Genomic DNA, 15,524 nt, shown 5'->3' with positions numbered 1-15,524 from the left:
GGCCGTCTGCAACTATTGTACACAAATTACCTGCCTAACAAAAGTCCAAATGGTCGCCCGGTACTCATCCCATAGAAAAAACTGCCCTACTAATAGAGCAGTTTCTTTTTTTAGACAGCGCTAGAATCAGTATCCGCCGGTTATATTATCAGCCTTGCTGTAAGAACTCCTCGACATTCTGGACTTTCTTCCAAAGGGTCATTCCATCATCCCGCATCGCTGGCTCATTACGGTAAAGTGTCCCTGTTACCGGATTCTTTACTTCTGAATCAATTTCAATGAGAGGAACGAGTACAAACGCACGCTCCTGCATACGTAAATGTGGGATAATCAAATTCTCTGATTGGATAGTGTCGTGATTATAGAGCAAAATATCAAGGTCTACCGTCCGGGGACCCCAACGGATTTTCCTCATTCTTCCGAGCTTGTTTTCAATGGATTGGCAAGCACTCAGCAACTCCGATGCTTCCAATGAAGTCTCCAGACCAACTGCAATATTCAAAAATTTTGCTTGTTCAGTCAATCCAAGTGGCTCTGTTTCATAGACAGAAGACACCTTTTCAACGGTAATAGCGGGATGTTCATTCAGCAGTTGAACTGCATGCGTTAGATGTTCCAACCGGTTACCGATGTTGGAACCCATCGATAAATAGGCGAAATTCAAGAAAAGCGCCCCCTTTTGATTTCTACTGCAACGGACGCGTAATGTCCGTGAATCGGAGGATCCGGCTTCACCAATACAACTCGTACGCCGATCACCTTTTCAGCAAAATCCGTCATTATAGTTCCGGCTATTGTTTCAGCAACCGTTTCAATCAGCCGTACCGCTTCGCCTTCGACAATGCGCTTACACATCTCATACACTTCTGCATAATTCACCGTCTTCGACAGATCATCCGTCTGACCGGCTTCCGCCAAGTCAGTCGCCAATGAAACTGTCAGCCGAAAACGCTGGCCAAGCTTGTTTTCTTCAGGCAATGCCCCATGATAACCGTAAAACTCCATATCATTCAAATGAATATAATCCATGAAATCCCCCCACTTTATCGCTTATCCAGTAAATGCAGTCTTTTTCGTCAGCACATCCATCATCTTGACCATCCGTGCAATTTCCTTCACGTCATGAACACGCATAATATGGCATCCATGCTCGATACCATAACATACGGTCGCACCGGTTCCCTCCATCCGTTCTCCCACTGGCACGTCCAGCACATTTCCAATCATGCGCTTTCGAGACGTACCGAGCAATACAGGATAACCAAGGTCCGCAATGGCCGGCAACCCTTGCATAGCTAAAATATTCTGTTCTGTATTTTTCGCGAAACCAATCCCAGGATCAAGCCAAATCAACTCTTCGCTAACACCCGCCCGTCTCGCAATCTCGATACTCTCCTGTAAATCTTGTACTACCGCTTCCATGAATGGCAGCTGATAGTCTGTATTATCTCGGTTATGCATCAGGATAATCGGCACTTTATAGCGCGCCGCCACTTCCACGATTGCGGGTTCACGCTTTGCACCCCACACATCATTGATGATACTTGCACCTGCTTGAACCGCCGCTTCCGCCACAGCTGCTTTATATGTATCTACAGAGATGACACATCCCAATTCCTTCGTCAGTAATTCGACAATCGGCACGACACGTTCCAATTCTTCTTCCAATGATACAGGCGCATGTCCAGGCCGTGTCGATTCGCCGCCGACATCAATAACTTTCGCCCCGTCTGCCAGCATTTGTCGAGCATGTTCAAGCGCTCGATCCAATTGGCCAAACTTTCCGCCATCTGAAAAAGAATCGGGCGTGACATTCAAAATACCCATGATAATCGTTTCTTCTGTAAAATCAATCGTCGTCTTACCAAACTGATAAGATGCACGAGCTTTCGCTAACTCCATTACTGGTCACTCACTTTCATACGGTTGACGGCTCGTTGATAGCCGCTATGTAATTGTCGATAGATAGAACCTTTACTTCCTAAAAACTCGGTTGTCCCAACATTGCGAATGGGTACCAGTTCCTGAATGGCGTTTGTAATGAAGACCTCTTCCGCCGCCTCTAGCTCAGTCGGCGAAAACAATCCCTCTCTAACCGATACCCCAAGTTCGTCAACTAACCGTAATACGAATGCTCGCGTAGTCCCTGGTAAAATACCTGTTTTCAATGAAGGAGTGTACAGGATACCTTGCTTCACCCAAAAGATGTTAGACGTTATACCTTCCGCCACGAACCCTTCCCAATTAACGAAAAAGCCTTCTATCTCTCGCAAAGAAGGTAATTCCAGCCGCCCTAATACATTGTTCGCGTACTGATGCGATTTATGACGAACCGCACTTTCCGGTTCATTCCGCTTTGTCTGCAACCACACACCTTCTTTTTCCGTATGGACAGGAGGCAAAACCAACGTCTTTTGGAGAATGAATACATTTGGTCGCTCATAGCTAGTAGGTGCTAATCCGATATCATGGACTCCCGCTGACACATTCAACCGAAAATATCCATCCTCGCTTCCATTCTCTACAAACAACGAATGAATGGCCTGTCGAAGTTCTTCATCCGTGTACTGCATTTTGATCCTGTATTCAGATAGCGCTGACCTTAATCTATCCATATGTGCATCGAAGAGAAATACTTTCCCCTCATATGTACGAAAGGTCTCAAAAAATCCAAGTCCATAGAGAAAGCCGTGGTCATAAGGTGAAATTCGCAAATCATCAGCACTCTGTTGTTCCCCATTCGCCCAGCAGATCAATGAGAACGCCAACTTTCTTCTCTTACCGCTTGTTCTGCCATTTCTTTTGCCTGCCATAACGCCTTCGCTTTATTGAGCGACTCTTGATATTCGGCGGCAGGAATTGATTCTGGTACAAGTCCGGCCCCCGCCTGGATATGAACGATGCCATCTTGGATAAATGCGGTTCGGATCGTAATATTCAGCTCTATATCTCCATTGAAACTTATCCAGCCCATTGAACCTGTATAAAGTCCTCTTCGCGTCGGTTCTAATTCTTCGATGATCTCCATTGTTCGCAGCTTCGGATCTCCCGTTATCGAACCACCCGGGAAAACACCGCGAATGATTGCCGCGGCATCTTGCGTCGCAGCAGTCCCTCGAACATTCGATACGAGATGCATTACGTGGGAATACTTTTCTACAACCATGAATTCATCTATTTCAACCGTTCCCGGCTTACAAATTCTCTCAAAATCTTTGCATTCAAGATCTACCAACATTTTATGCTCGCCTTTTTCTTTTGTGTCAGAGACCAATTCCTGCTGTAAAGCCGCGTCTTCCCTCTCTGTAGCGCCGCGCTTTCGGGTCCCTCCGATTGGACGTGTGCTCAATTCATTTCCTCGTTTCTTCAACAACAGCTCGGGTGATCCGGACACGACCTCAAATTCAGGTGACATCATGTAAGCCATATAAGGTGAAGGATTGAAGGAACGTAGCGCTTCATACATAGATAAAGACGGAACATCCAGTGGTTTTGATTGACGGACGGAGAGATTTACTTGCACGACATCGCCTTGTGCAATGAACTTCTGAACATCCCTTACCATTCCTTCAAACCGCTCGCCCGTTACGGAAACTTCCAAATTATCTTGAGTTACTTCCACGTCCACTGCTTTCCCTTGTGAAAAACGTCGACCAGCAAGACCATGTTTAACGGCATCCACCCACTCATTTTCCATGACCGTCAACGAAGTTTGAACATTAGGCAGCGACATAAAATAAACTGTTTCATGCACTACGTCTAAAACTGCCCATTGGTCAAAGACATAAAAGAAAACGTCAGGCGTTGCCAAATCATTCTCCGCTAGACTAGGCAGTGTTTCATAGCTTCTGACATAATCATAGCTGATCATACCAATCGCCCCGCCCTGGAATGCGGGTAAGTTGTCATCTCGTCTCAGCTCATACCGTGACAGGAACTCATTCAGCAAGGTTAGAGGATCTTCGCCTGCAAGAATTTCACTCGTACCATCCCGCCAATCTAATTGTAAACCCTCTTCATTCGCCTGTACGGTCACGAGCGGATTCAATCCCGCGATGCACATTTCACCGTCTCTACCACTTTCCAATAAAATATGGCGATCTGTTTGTTCTGCAAGCTGTTTATAGGCGTAGAAGAACTCGTCTCTCGTCATTGAGGCTGTCTGATAAGCTACTGTTTCCATGATGGTTCCTCCCGAATCTGTCGTCCAATTTTAATTGCTTTCATCTATGAGTTTCTTTAGAAATTTATCGTCTATAGCAGATACCACTATGTCCGTTATGACACCTTCCGTGTTAAGGATATACGTCGTTGGATAGGCTTTCACTCGGTACGTTTTCATAACTTCACCTTCTAAGTCCAATAAAACCGGGAATGTCAACCCATACTCCTTGACAAATGCTTTGGCACTATCTTCTTTATCTTTCTCCGTTTTTGTCATGTTCACTGCAAGTATCTCCATATTCGCAGAGCCCTTGTACTCGTCATAATATGTTTCCATATACGGCATTTCGGATCGGCATGGCGGACACCACGACGCCCAAAAATTCAGCATGATCTTCTTTCCACGATAATCGGATAATTTGACCGTTTCACCAGTGAGTGTGGTTAATTCAAAATCAGGCGCGAGATCACCGCGGCCTAGCCCAGTCTCTTCGGAAGCTGTATCTTCTGAGGTAGTTTCCTCTTTCCAGTCCTCCGGTATCCGTTTGACCTCATCATTCGGCAGATCCTCTATCATCGCACTAGAATAACCATCCATCTCACCGGCCTCTTTTTTAAACTCTCGGTTGGTTAGTATAATAATCGTTACCATACTAATAATGATCGCGAGTGAAATCAACATACTCCATTTCTTCACAGTTGGCCTCCTATATGGTTCACTTTCTATGTAATACTCCAATAATGTTTCATTTTAATTATACAGAGTATTGTAGCCCGGTAAAAGCTTAGAGATTTCATTGCAATCATAATTAATAAAAAAGAGAGCGCGAATGGGCGCTCTCTAGCTTATTCTTCATCAAATTGGTAAAGCGGAGTACTTAAGTATCGCTCCCCATTGGAAGGGAGAATTGCTACAACTTTTTTGCCCTTGCCAAGTTTTTTTGCAACCTGTAAAGCGGCTGAAATCGCAGCCCCTGATGATACTCCGCCCAGAATTCCTTCTTCGCGAGCTGCACGGCGTGCAATTGCGTATGCATCGTCATTGGAGACTTGAATGATTTCATCGTAAATGTCTGTATCCAATACCTTTGGAACGAAACCTGCGCCAATCCCTTGAATCTTATGCGGTCCTGGTTTTCCTCCAGACAATACCGCTGAGTCTTCTGGTTCCACAGCGACGATTTTGATTTCCGGGAATCGTTCTTTCAGTACCTCGCCGGCTCCTGTAATCGTACCGCCCGTACCGATTCCCGAGATAAATGCATCCACACGATCTAACGCATCTGCAATCTCAGGGCCCGTCGTCAAACGGTGGATTTCTGGATTCGCTTCATTATTAAATTGCTGAGGTAAGAACCAGCCGTTTTCTTTAGAAAGTTCTTCTGCCTTCGCAATTGCACCTTTCATTCCTTCAGCACCTGGCGTCAACACCAATTCCGCTCCGTATGCACGCAGTAAGTTGCGTCGTTCTAAGCTCATCGTATCCGGCATAACCAATACCGCTTTGTATCCTTTGGCTGCTGCAACCATCGCCAATCCGATACCTGTGTTACCGCTTGTTGGTTCAATAATCGTACTGCCATCTTTTAAGTTGCCGTTTTTTTCCGCTGCTTCAATCATCGCGAGTGCAATTCGATCTTTAACACTTGAACCCGGATTGAAGAATTCCAGTTTCAAATACACTTCCGCATCCTCTGCACCTGTCAGACGATTTAATTTAACAAGAGGGGTTTTGCCGATTAAATCAATTATTGAATTTCCGACTCTACTCATATTTGATCCGCTCCTAATCCCTAGTAGGTTTATATGTTTTGTTGAGTTAATCATACTACCTTACTTTTCACTTGTCAAACAAATTATTCAGAGAATTGTAGTTTGTCATTCTATCAATTTACCGACAATTAATTTTTACCATAAAACCATTCAGCATCGAATTCTTTCCAGAAAGCTTCCGGCGTGACGGACTCAGGTAGTTGTTCTAAGGCTAGTTGTCGCTTGATATGGTCCTTTACTTCTGAATATGTAAAATCACGTTTCTTAATGGTTTCTAACACAGTGACGATTGCATAAGTGCCATCCTTGAGTTCAATTGGCTTGCTTACCTCATCTTTTTTCAACTTTTCCGCCGCTTCAATAATAGTTACATCCACGTCCTCGGTTTGCTCATTTACATAACCAAGGTCTCCTCCCAAGTTTCCGGAAGACAAATCAATCGATCGCTCCTTTGCCAAAGCAGAAAATGTCGATCCGTCTTTTAGCTCACCAGCCACTTGATCCGCTTCTTTCTTTGTTGATGAGATGATTACCGATATGCGGTAAGCCGGCAACACATGAAAAAATGTTTCATTTTTCTCAAAGTACTTTTTGATAGCGCTTTCCTTAATTACAATATCCTTTGTCAGGACTTTCTCTAAAATCAGCTCCCTTTTAATCTGCTTTCTCGTTTGCTCAGTATCTAGACCCGAATGTTGCTGACCGTCAATTGAGGTAATTAATGCTAGTTCGAGATCTACTTCTTTATCTTCCACTTTAATATCATACTCATCCGCTGCGGCTTCCATGACGCGGTAATTCACTAGGTCTTCTAGCACCTCTCGCCCGACCTGTCGTTCCATAGCAGCCATCCACTCTGCACGGGTGATCGGCTCACCCGCTACAGAAGCAACTTCCTCTGTATCTACAGCGGGTGAACGATCTGTAAACAGCCAGTGGAAAAGCCAGAATACATTCATCGTGAAAAGAATTCCCAACAAAGCGATCAGCGGCTTCGTCTTAAGTCGCCTTTTCGTTGGAGTCGGCTCGGTTTCATTCGTTCGATTGAATCTCATCTATATATCCTTTTAACTCTTGCTCTGAGTATTGGTAAGTTTCCAAACAGAAGTGGCACTGTGCTTCTGCCCCGTGATCTTCATCAATCATCGCTTGAACCTCGTCACGTCCAAGTCCCCGAATCGCTTCGCCAAAACGTTCCTTCGAACACTCACAGTCAAACTTCACATCCATCTTATCAAGGAACTCCACGTTTTCTTGTCCTAATACTTCAGCTAGGATTCCTTCAGGCGTCAGCCCTTGATCAATCAGAGAAGAAATAGGTGTCATGTTCGATATCTTCTCTTCCAAGAGAGAGATCGTCTCATCCGAAGCTCCCGGCATGACTTGAATAATAAAGCCTCCAGCTGCTTTTACCGTGTTATCGGGATTCACTAATACACCAAGAGCGACAGCAGAAGGCACTTGTTCAGAAACAACCAAATACTGCGTGAAGTCTTCTGCTATTTCCCCGGAAATAATCGGTACTTGACCGGTGAAATAATCTTTCATCCCAAGATCTTTGACAACAGATAGCGTTCCTTCCGTTCCAACAACGCCTCGCACATCCAATTTTCCTTTTTCGTTCAACGGCACGTGAGTTTGCGGATGTGTAGCATATCCACGAACTTCTCCCTTTGCGTTGGCATCCACGACGATTGGACCTAGAGGACCATCTCCTTGGATTTTCACTGTTAATTTGTTATCACCTTTTAACATTGCCCCCATCATAACAGCTGCAGAAATCGTACGTCCGAGAGCAGCTGTTGCAGTTGGCCACATCTGGTGACGACGTTGCACTTCTCCCACCGTATCTGTTGAACGCACTGCGTAAGCTCGAATAACTCCGTCGAAGGCAAGCGCTTTTACTAAGTAATCAGTTGACATATTATTCACTCCTATTACAGATTTCTTTCATATATTAAATGTAAACCTTTTAATGTTAAGAAATTATCTACAACATCAATAACCTTTGTTTCCGATGAAATCAACTCGGCCAGTCCCCCGGTTGCGATAACTGTAGGTTCTACCGCGCTGTCTTCTTTCATTCGATTGACGATTCCTTCCACTTGTCCAACGTAACCGAAGACAATCCCCGATTGCATAGCAGCTACTGTATTTTTACCGACAACTTGTTCAGGCCGAGTCAGTTCAACTCTCGGTAATTTAGACGCACGATCAAATAACGCCTCCATTGAAATCTTGATCCCCGGAGCGATGGCACCTCCCATGTATTCGCCATGCTCATTGACATAGCAATACGTTGTCGCAGTCCCGAAATCTACAATGATGAGTGGGCTGCCGTAATCGCGAATAGCTGCCACCGCATTGACGATTCGGTCTGCTCCTACTTCACGTGGGTTTTCATATTTAATATTCAAGCCTGTTTTCACGCCGGGACCGACGACCATTGGTTTTTGATTGAAGTATTTCTTGCACATTTGTTCCAATGGAAACATGACAGGTGGTACCACTGAGGAAATAATAATACCTGTGATGTCTTTAAATGATAAGCCTACGTGTTGGAACATTGCTTTGACCTGCATGGCATATTCGTCTTCCGTCTTGTGACGGTACGTCTCCATCCGCCAATGGTACTTTAGTTCATCGCCTTCATATACACCTAGTACAATATTTGTATTGCCCGTATCTAATACTAACAGCATAGTCGCTTTCCTCTCTTGCTCTGACTTTTCCCACACATCATACCATAAATATTCGACTTTTATACAACGTTGGATTCCCTGGCGGACGGACGCCTTCCGCGAAACTATATTGAGCCAATTGAAGGACGAATGGCCGGACTGGTATATCTCTTTATTCCTCTAAAACACAGCCCGCCTATCCATAAGAAAACAGCCGACTGCTAATCACAGTCGGCTGTTGTTTCGCTTAATCTCTGCGTTCTTCATCAATGGAAGGAAGCGTTTTGTCTGCTGTTCCACCTTCACTTGGCAAGTCACCTGTAGACGGATCTTGTGGAGCACCCGTTACATCAGGATTTGCGTTTGGCGTTGTGTCTTCCGGCAATTTGTTTTCTTTCACAGTGTCATCAGACTTTTCTGCACCATTTTTGCCATTGCCATTTTCATACGGTCGGTCTGGCAAAACGCCGTGGTCTTTCAAGTGATTGATTTGTTCCGCATCAAGCGTTTCGACTTCTAATAAAGTCGTTGCGATTAAATCAAGTAGATCCCTTTTCTCAGTTAAAATTTGTTTCGTGCGGCTATATTGCTCTTTGATGATCCGTTGCATTTCCTGATCAATTTCATAGGCAATCGACTCAGAATAATTCTGCTCGGAATTAAAGTCACGACCTAGGAAAACTTGACCGCCTTGAGTCTGGCCGAACTGCATTGGCCCGAGTTTATCACTCATACCGTATTCAGTTACCATTGATCGCGCGATGCCAGTAGCTCGCTGGAAGTCATTATGAGCGCCGGTTGATACTTCACCAAGCACTACTTCTTCCGCTACACGGCCGCCTAATAGACCGGCGATTTTATCAAGGAGTTCAGGTTTCGTCATGAAATAGCGATCTTCTTTTGGAAGCATAACGGCATAACCGCCTGCTTGACCACGAGGTACAATCGTTACTTTATGGACAATTTCTGCATCATCAAGCATCAAACCAACAACTACGTGGCCCGCTTCATGGAACGCCACAATATTTCGTTCTTTTTCCGAAATGACACGGCTTGTTTTGGCAGGACCTGCAATAACACGGTCCGTCGCCTCATCAATATCAGACATGTCGATCTTGGTTTTCTTTCTTCTCGCTGCCACAAGAGCTGCTTCATTCAATAAGTTCTCAAGGTCCGCACCTGAAAATCCTGGTGTACGTTGAGCAAGAGCTTTCATATCGACCGAATCATCAAGCGGCTTGTTGCGTGCGTGCACTTTCAACACAGCTTCTCTTCCTTTTACATCTGGACGACCAACCGTGATTTGACGGTCAAAACGTCCCGGACGAAGAAGTGCCGGATCCAATATATCCGGACGGTTCGTAGCGGCAACGATGATAATACCTTCGTTTCCTTCAAAGCCATCCATTTCAACTAGCAATTGGTTCAACGTTTGTTCACGCTCATCGTGTCCGCCGCCTAAACCGGCTCCACGCTGACGACCAACCGCGTCAATCTCGTCTATAAAGATAATACATGGCGCATTTTTCTTGGCATTCTCGAACAAATCACGTACTCGAGACGCACCAACACCTACAAACATCTCCACGAAATCAGAACCTGAAATCGAGAAGAACGGCACACCTGCTTCACCTGCTACTGCACGCGCAAGTAGAGTTTTACCTGTACCTGGAGGCCCAACAAGCAAAATCCCTTTTGGAATTCGTGCACCCAGCTCCACAAACTTCCGAGCATCTTTCAAGAAATCTACGACTTCTTCGAGCTCAGCTTTTTCTTCATCTGCACCTGCTACGTCATTGAAACGTACTTTCTTCCGATCATCGGTCTGCAGTTTCGCTTTACTCTTTCCGAAGTTCATCACTCGGCCGCCACCGCCGCCTTGTGACTGATTCAATAGGAAGAAGAAAAGGATGATAATTATGATGAATGGTACAAGCCCTGTAAAGAAGGATACCCATGCACTTGTTTCTGGCGGCTGTAAGATATCGATTTCAGTCTTTGTCGTCTTTACGATCTCGCCAATATCATCCATATCATTCATCGGAATGTTAGTTACGAATGTTTCACCTTTTTCGTAACCTTCCATTTCCCCTTTTACTTCATACACGAGCTGTAAAGGCTGAAAAGTAGCATTTTCGACTTTTCCTTGCTCTAATGCCGTGATAAATTCGTCATACCGAATCGGTTTCATCTTCGGATTTGGATTGTTTAGCGAACTGAATATCCCCATAATCGCGAGGAAAATCAATCCATACAAAAGAAAGTATCGAAGTATTCGATTCATCCCAAGCCTCCTCATCTCATTCAACAGAAAACTAAACAGAAAACTATTGTAAATTTTAACATAGATTAACATGACTCCACAATGAAAATGCCTCATGGAAAAAGGCTTTCAGACTGGATGCCATACGTTCAGTCAGAAAGCGTTAAAAAGAGTAGATTTCTTTTTTCAACACACCGATATAAGGTAAATTCCGATATTTTTCAGCATAATCCAACCCGTAACCGACAACGAATGCGTCAGGAACATCAAACCCTACGTAATCTGCCTTTAGATCTACTTTACGGCCTGTCGGTTTATCCAACAAAGTTACAATTTTGATGGAGTTGGCTTTTCTATATTTAAAAAGTTCCACTAGATAATTCAATGTTTTTCCGCTGTCGATGATATCTTCTATAATCAAAACGTCGCGGCCTTCCACACTAGTGTTCAAATCTTTGACAATCTTTACCTCACCTGATGAGACTGTCGCATTCCCATAACTAGATACATCCATAAAATCCAATTCAATGTACGTATCAATCCGTTTAATTAAGTCGCTCATAAATGGTAACGCACCCTTTAACACACCAATTGCTAGAGGAAACTTCTCTCGGTATTCTTCTGTTAAAGTTGCTCCAAGTTCTAGGACTTTCTCTTGAAGTTCTTCTTCTGAAATTAAAACTTGCTCGATATCTTGTGCGATCATCGGCTCGTCCCTCCTATTTTATCTACTTTCGCCTTCTCGCGTAATCCATATGTATGACTCGCCTTCCGGTTGATTGCGTGAGAATATCTCACCATATCGAACACCCGGCACCGCACATACGATACCGCTTGCCGTTGTAATAACCGGCTGCTGCTGTCTTTGCGTCATTCCAACTTTTTCATCAATTAATAGCCGCGATACGCGTTTTTCTTGGGACATGCCTTTTAGAAGCAAACGATCGCCAGGTTCCCGAAGACGGACAGTCAACGGCAGCTCAAACTCAGGTAATTGAAAATAACGCACGTCATCTGAAGATAGGAAGTGTTCGGTTGCACACATGTCGGCATGCTGCCAGTAAATCTGAACATTTCCCCACGAATTCCAAGTTCCTTTTTCCAGTACTTTTGAACGAAGAGACGCAGTATTCATATACTTTTTTGTAACTAGCAGTTTATCATATTCTCTAACAAATCGGTAGCCATACGCTAAGTCAAGCGCTATATTTCCAGCCGGGTCCTTAATATGCTGTAACAGTTCTTCCACTAATGCGGAACGCCGCTCAGTTTTATCAATTTCCGGGCTGGGAAGACACCTTAATAGTAGTTGAATCGCACGCTTTTGTAAAGCTTGGGGAATAGCGAGAAAGGCTTGGCGGTTAAAAGAGGGAAGCTGTTCATCTGTATATGTAACAATCGCTTGCCAATGATTATCCGCAAGTTCATTCAATAACGCTTCATCTTCCTGTCGTTGGACAGTTAGCTGAACAGCACCCGACGAAATAGAAGGATTTTCTTCAGTCAAAAATGGCACGACATGATGCCGGATCCGATTGCGCAAATAATCATTCCGCTGATTACTCGGATCCTCTCTAAACGGTAAGCCAAAATTGGCGGCATACTCGTACAATTCTCTCTTTTGCAAGGGAAGGAAAGGACGAACAACATTCCCTTGATGAAATGGACGCTGTATCGGCATGCCGTTCAATGAATGACCTTTTGTTAATTGCATAAGCACAGTTTCCAATTGATCTTCTGCGTGATGTCCTGTTGCCAGAACATCAAATTCATGATGCGCCATAATTGCAGCTAAACATTTATAGCGCTCTTCTCTGCACAACAGCTGTACATTTCCGCCGTTATTTTCCAGTATAGAAGGGATTGGTACTTGCTCAGAGAAGAATGGCAAATGAAATCCTTCGCATAGATCTTTTACCACAAATGCATCTTCTGCAGACTCATCGCCGCGCAGCATATGATCCACATGTGCTGCGCCTACTTCAATTCCAAGCGTTTTTCTATGGGTGGCCAGGAAATGCAGCAGGGCGATGGAATCGACACCTCCTGAACAAGCTACCAATACACGAGAGCCGGGAGGAATCAACGTTTGTCGGTTTATGAAGTTCAACACTTTTTGTCGTAATGTTTTCATGATTCATCTCCCTCCTCCCCCTATCCTACCATTCTTTTTCGAGAAATAATTCGTGATTTATTATTTACTTTAGACCACTTCGGTACGACGTGGTCAATTTTCATCACGAGTATCGTCCGATCATCTTCCACCGACTCAAACGAACGCTCCATTTCCGCCATGACTTGATCTGCAATTGTATGGCAATCCAACTCTTTATACCGTTCAATCGTCCTTTCCATCACTTCCTCCTGAGGTTCTAATGGTAACTCCCCGTTAAATATCCCATCCGTCATCATCACCAAAATATCGCCCGATTTCAATTGTTCATTTTTTGCCTCTATTGAGAAAGACGGCAAGAACCCAAAAGGTACTGTTTTGCTGTCCAAACGTATAAATTCATCCCCCCTCTTAATATAGGTGCTCATTGAACCCGCTTTCCACGACCATAGCCTACCATCCTGTAAATCTATAAGTGCTAAGTCCAATGTAGCGTACATATCATCTAAGCCGTTCAGGGCCATCATATAATGTAAAGTGTGAATGGCTGTCTCAGGATCCATTTTCTGTCCCAAACATTCACGCATGAGACGAATTACTTTTCTGCTCTCATGATACGCGTTGACATCTTGTCCCATCCCGTCAGATAACAATACAGCAGACAATCCATCGTGAATCTTGAAGACTTCATACGCATCTCCCGCTTGGAATGTCCCGCCACCCGCTGTCGTCACAATATCGTAATCCAATGAAAAGCGAACCGCCGAACTGAAGGTTAATTGCACATGAGGGAACGGAAACGGCTGATAAGCAGATTTCGAAATATGGATTGGTTCGTCATACATCTCTTCCAGGACAGGCAAGATCAAGTATTCCCCTACGGTGGTCTCGGTTTCAAAATCAGCCTTTTTCTCCGGAATCGAGATGACTACTTTACAAGCTCCCCTTTCTTCTGACAAAATATCGATTTGGAAAAACTCCACTCCTTGTACTTGTAATCGATTCGCCAACTCCTCCTCTGCCAGTTTATAAGTCGTCAAGTCCTCCTTTACATCTCGCATTACTTTTTCTATATGGGTGCTCATATCCCGTAATTGCAATGCCAGCATTTTTCTTCCATGCTGCAACTGTCCCATTAACAAACGATTCGTCCCATGCTCCTCCAATTCATTGATTAGCCCTTTAAAACGCAAACATTTAAATTTCATCTTCTCTTCTACACGTAATCGCGCTGCTTTCCTCGTTGCGGAATAGGTAGACTCCCACTCGTTTACTAAGGATGAAATTCCATCTTCCTCACTTTCCCAACATTTTTTATAGCGAAAACAAGATTGACAAATAGACGGAACTTGGATCGTGGCAGCAACCTCCTCTTCTGATGAAAATCGATTATTGACGAGCGTCGACATGAAGTGGGCAAATTGCTGGAACTCCTCCAACTGCCCATCTAATTTATCCGCCAGCCATTGCTGACGTTTTTCCGAGATCCCCTCCTGCTTTGGTAAGAACACTTGCCGAACTTGGTTCATCTTCCGTGATGGAATAAAGAAAAATAGAACGGCCGCCACTCCGATCGTCACAAAATGCACTGTATCCAGCGGTAATGTTGCATCGTATAGCAGGAAAAAAAGCGAGACAAATAAACTCCCGGTTACAATCCCTAATTTACCGAACCGCTTTAAACCGCCTGCTAATAAACCCGTCATTCCATATAACGCCATCATTCCTGTAAAGGCTAAATCAGAAACACCTATTATTAACGCGATAATCATACCGACTGTCGTAGCAAACGGAACGCCGCCTACCATAGCGGCCACATAAATTGCCAAGAATAAAAACACACCTGCCACTGAGACGTTGCCGATCTGCAAACCACCCATTCCTGTCGTTGCAAGCGCTCCCACTATACACATTGCACTTACTTGCTCAGGGTTCCATGGTCCATATAATAATCGGTCTATAGAAGGAAAAGCCAATAGCATAAAAACTGTCATAAAAAGAGCGAGCATTGCTTCCAATCCAATCGATAGTTGCACAGCTACCGGTGGATTCCCGCTATACATTACAAGTTGCCAGATGATCTGCGGGATGATCATGCAGCTAGCCACAGCGAGGGGAATTGATTTTTTGACAAATGGCGATTTAATGGCCAAATGAAACAGTAACAATTGCGTCAGGTGGATTACAGCTTGTCCCATCCCCAAAAATGCACTGCCTGCCATCCCTCCAATGAACACGTAGATCATATGACGCCGATAGCGCATGCTGGCCAATGCCCAAATTGGTAAGAAGAACGGTACCGCCATGTCGAATACTACTGCCTGCGACAGAAAGAACGAGCCGATCAAGAAAAGAATTGCTGTCATAAAATAAACTTTTCGGTTGATCAGCTCTTGCCATGCGACTCTGAACTGCTGGCCAAACGGTCTCTCCATATTGTCAATCATCTTCATTTCCCATACCCCCTATGTTCTCTTACTTGCAACTATACATGGGAGACCCAAGAGATTTTGTCTGTTTGTGACAGAGT

General features: G+C 44.4%; 14 protein-coding genes. All 14 read right to left on the bottom strand.

Annotated features, from left to right (window positions below; all coding sequences use genetic code 11):
* Positions 1–148: 148 nt before the first annotated feature.
* A complete protein-coding gene (folK, locus tag MKY93_RS00440) occupies positions 149–643 on the bottom strand; it encodes a 2-amino-4-hydroxy-6-hydroxymethyldihydropteridine diphosphokinase (protein WP_340760882.1) in 495 nt (164 codons plus the stop codon).
* A 17-nt stretch (positions 644–660) separates the two neighbouring features.
* The gene (gene folB / locus MKY93_RS00435; protein WP_078818820.1) at positions 661–1,029 is read right to left on the bottom strand and encodes a dihydroneopterin aldolase; all 369 of its coding nucleotides are present in this window, start codon (positions 1,027–1,029) and stop codon (positions 661–663) included.
* Positions 1,030–1,050: 21 nt separating this feature from the next.
* Positions 1,051–1,902: a dihydropteroate synthase gene (gene folP, locus MKY93_RS00430; RefSeq protein ID WP_340757807.1), complete on the bottom strand. Its 852-nt coding sequence runs from the start codon at positions 1,900–1,902 to the stop codon at positions 1,051–1,053.
* On the bottom strand, positions 1,902–2,756 hold the full coding sequence (gene pabC / locus MKY93_RS00425; protein WP_340760881.1) for an aminodeoxychorismate lyase: 855 nt from the start codon (positions 2,754–2,756) through the stop codon (positions 1,902–1,904). Before pabC ends, folP begins: the two co-directional genes overlap by 1 nt.
* Positions 2,753–4,183, bottom strand: a complete 1,431-nt coding sequence (locus tag MKY93_RS00420) for an anthranilate synthase component I family protein (RefSeq protein ID WP_340757804.1) — start codon at positions 4,181–4,183, stop codon at positions 2,753–2,755. Before MKY93_RS00420 ends, pabC begins: the two co-directional genes overlap by 4 nt.
* A 30-nt stretch (positions 4,184–4,213) precedes the next feature.
* Positions 4,214–4,861: a peroxiredoxin family protein gene (locus tag MKY93_RS00415; RefSeq protein ID WP_009499449.1), complete on the bottom strand. Its 648-nt coding sequence runs from the start codon at positions 4,859–4,861 to the stop codon at positions 4,214–4,216.
* Positions 4,862–5,010: 149 nt separating this feature from the next.
* Positions 5,011–5,937: a cysteine synthase A gene (gene cysK, locus MKY93_RS00410; protein ID WP_340757802.1), complete on the bottom strand. Its 927-nt coding sequence runs from the start codon at positions 5,935–5,937 to the stop codon at positions 5,011–5,013.
* A gap of 128 nt (positions 5,938–6,065) precedes the next feature.
* Positions 6,066–6,992, bottom strand: a complete 927-nt coding sequence (locus MKY93_RS00405; RefSeq protein ID WP_340757801.1) for a peptidyl-prolyl cis-trans isomerase — start codon at positions 6,990–6,992, stop codon at positions 6,066–6,068.
* Positions 6,970–7,860, bottom strand: coding sequence for an Hsp33 family molecular chaperone HslO (gene hslO, locus MKY93_RS00400; protein ID WP_340757798.1), 891 nt, complete (start codon positions 7,858–7,860; stop codon positions 6,970–6,972). Before hslO ends, MKY93_RS00405 begins: the two co-directional genes overlap by 23 nt.
* 14 nt (positions 7,861–7,874) lie before the next feature.
* Positions 7,875–8,639, bottom strand: coding sequence for a type III pantothenate kinase (locus tag MKY93_RS00395; protein WP_078818825.1), 765 nt, complete (start codon positions 8,637–8,639; stop codon positions 7,875–7,877).
* Positions 8,640–8,865: 226 nt separating this feature from the next.
* Entirely contained in the window at positions 8,866–10,902 is a 2,037-nt protein-coding gene (gene ftsH, locus MKY93_RS00390) for an ATP-dependent zinc metalloprotease FtsH (protein WP_040760064.1), read from the bottom strand.
* Positions 10,903–11,044: 142 nt separating this feature from the next.
* The gene (hpt, locus tag MKY93_RS00385; protein ID WP_009499443.1) at positions 11,045–11,587 is read right to left on the bottom strand and encodes a hypoxanthine phosphoribosyltransferase; all 543 of its coding nucleotides are present in this window, start codon (positions 11,585–11,587) and stop codon (positions 11,045–11,047) included.
* An 18-nt stretch (positions 11,588–11,605) separates the two neighbouring features.
* A complete protein-coding gene (tilS, locus tag MKY93_RS00380; RefSeq protein WP_078818827.1) occupies positions 11,606–13,015 on the bottom strand; it encodes a tRNA lysidine(34) synthetase TilS in 1,410 nt (469 codons plus the stop codon).
* Positions 13,016–13,035: 20 nt separating this feature from the next.
* On the bottom strand, positions 13,036–15,447 hold the full coding sequence (locus MKY93_RS00375) for a SpoIIE family protein phosphatase (protein WP_340757795.1): 2,412 nt from the start codon (positions 15,445–15,447) through the stop codon (positions 13,036–13,038).
* Between the last annotated feature and the right edge of the window lie 77 nt (positions 15,448–15,524).

Origin of the sequence: Sporosarcina sp. FSL W7-1283 (genome assembly GCF_038003105.1) — a bacterium.
Lineage (GTDB): Bacteria > Bacillota > Bacilli > Bacillales_A > Planococcaceae > Sporosarcina > Sporosarcina newyorkensis.
Note: the sequence above shows the minus strand (reverse complement) of the source record. Positions and strands in the feature narration are given on the sequence as shown.

Bases quoted from the DNA above. Each gene is read 5' to 3' on its own strand.
- folK (WP_340760882.1), bottom strand. From the start codon at position 643: ATGGGTTCCAACATCGGTAACCGGTTGGAACATCTAACGCATGCAGTT.
- folB (WP_078818820.1), bottom strand. From the start codon at position 1,029: ATGGATTATATTCATTTGAATGATATGGAGTTTTACGGTTATCATGGG.
- folP (WP_340757807.1), bottom strand. From the start codon at position 1,902: ATGGAGTTAGCGAAAGCTCGTGCATCTTATCAGTTTGGTAAGACGACG.
- MKY93_RS00420 (WP_340757804.1), bottom strand. From the start codon at position 4,183: ATGGAAACAGTAGCTTATCAGACAGCCTCAATGACGAGAGACGAGTTC.
- cysK (WP_340757802.1), bottom strand. From the start codon at position 5,937: ATGAGTAGAGTCGGAAATTCAATAATTGATTTAATCGGCAAAACCCCT.
- MKY93_RS00405 (WP_340757801.1), bottom strand. From the start codon at position 6,992: ATGAGATTCAATCGAACGAATGAAACCGAGCCGACTCCAACGAAAAGG.
- hslO (WP_340757798.1), bottom strand. From the start codon at position 7,860: ATGTCAACTGATTACTTAGTAAAAGCGCTTGCCTTCGACGGAGTTATT.
- MKY93_RS00395 (WP_078818825.1), bottom strand. From the start codon at position 8,639: ATGCTGTTAGTATTAGATACGGGCAATACAAATATTGTACTAGGTGTA.
- ftsH (WP_040760064.1), bottom strand. From the start codon at position 10,902: ATGAATCGAATACTTCGATACTTTCTTTTGTATGGATTGATTTTCCTC.
- hpt (WP_009499443.1), bottom strand. From the start codon at position 11,587: ATGATCGCACAAGATATCGAGCAAGTTTTAATTTCAGAAGAAGAACTT.
- tilS (WP_078818827.1), bottom strand. From the start codon at position 13,015: ATGAAAACATTACGACAAAAAGTGTTGAACTTCATAAACCGACAAACG.
- MKY93_RS00375 (WP_340757795.1), bottom strand. From the start codon at position 15,447: ATGAAGATGATTGACAATATGGAGAGACCGTTTGGCCAGCAGTTCAGA.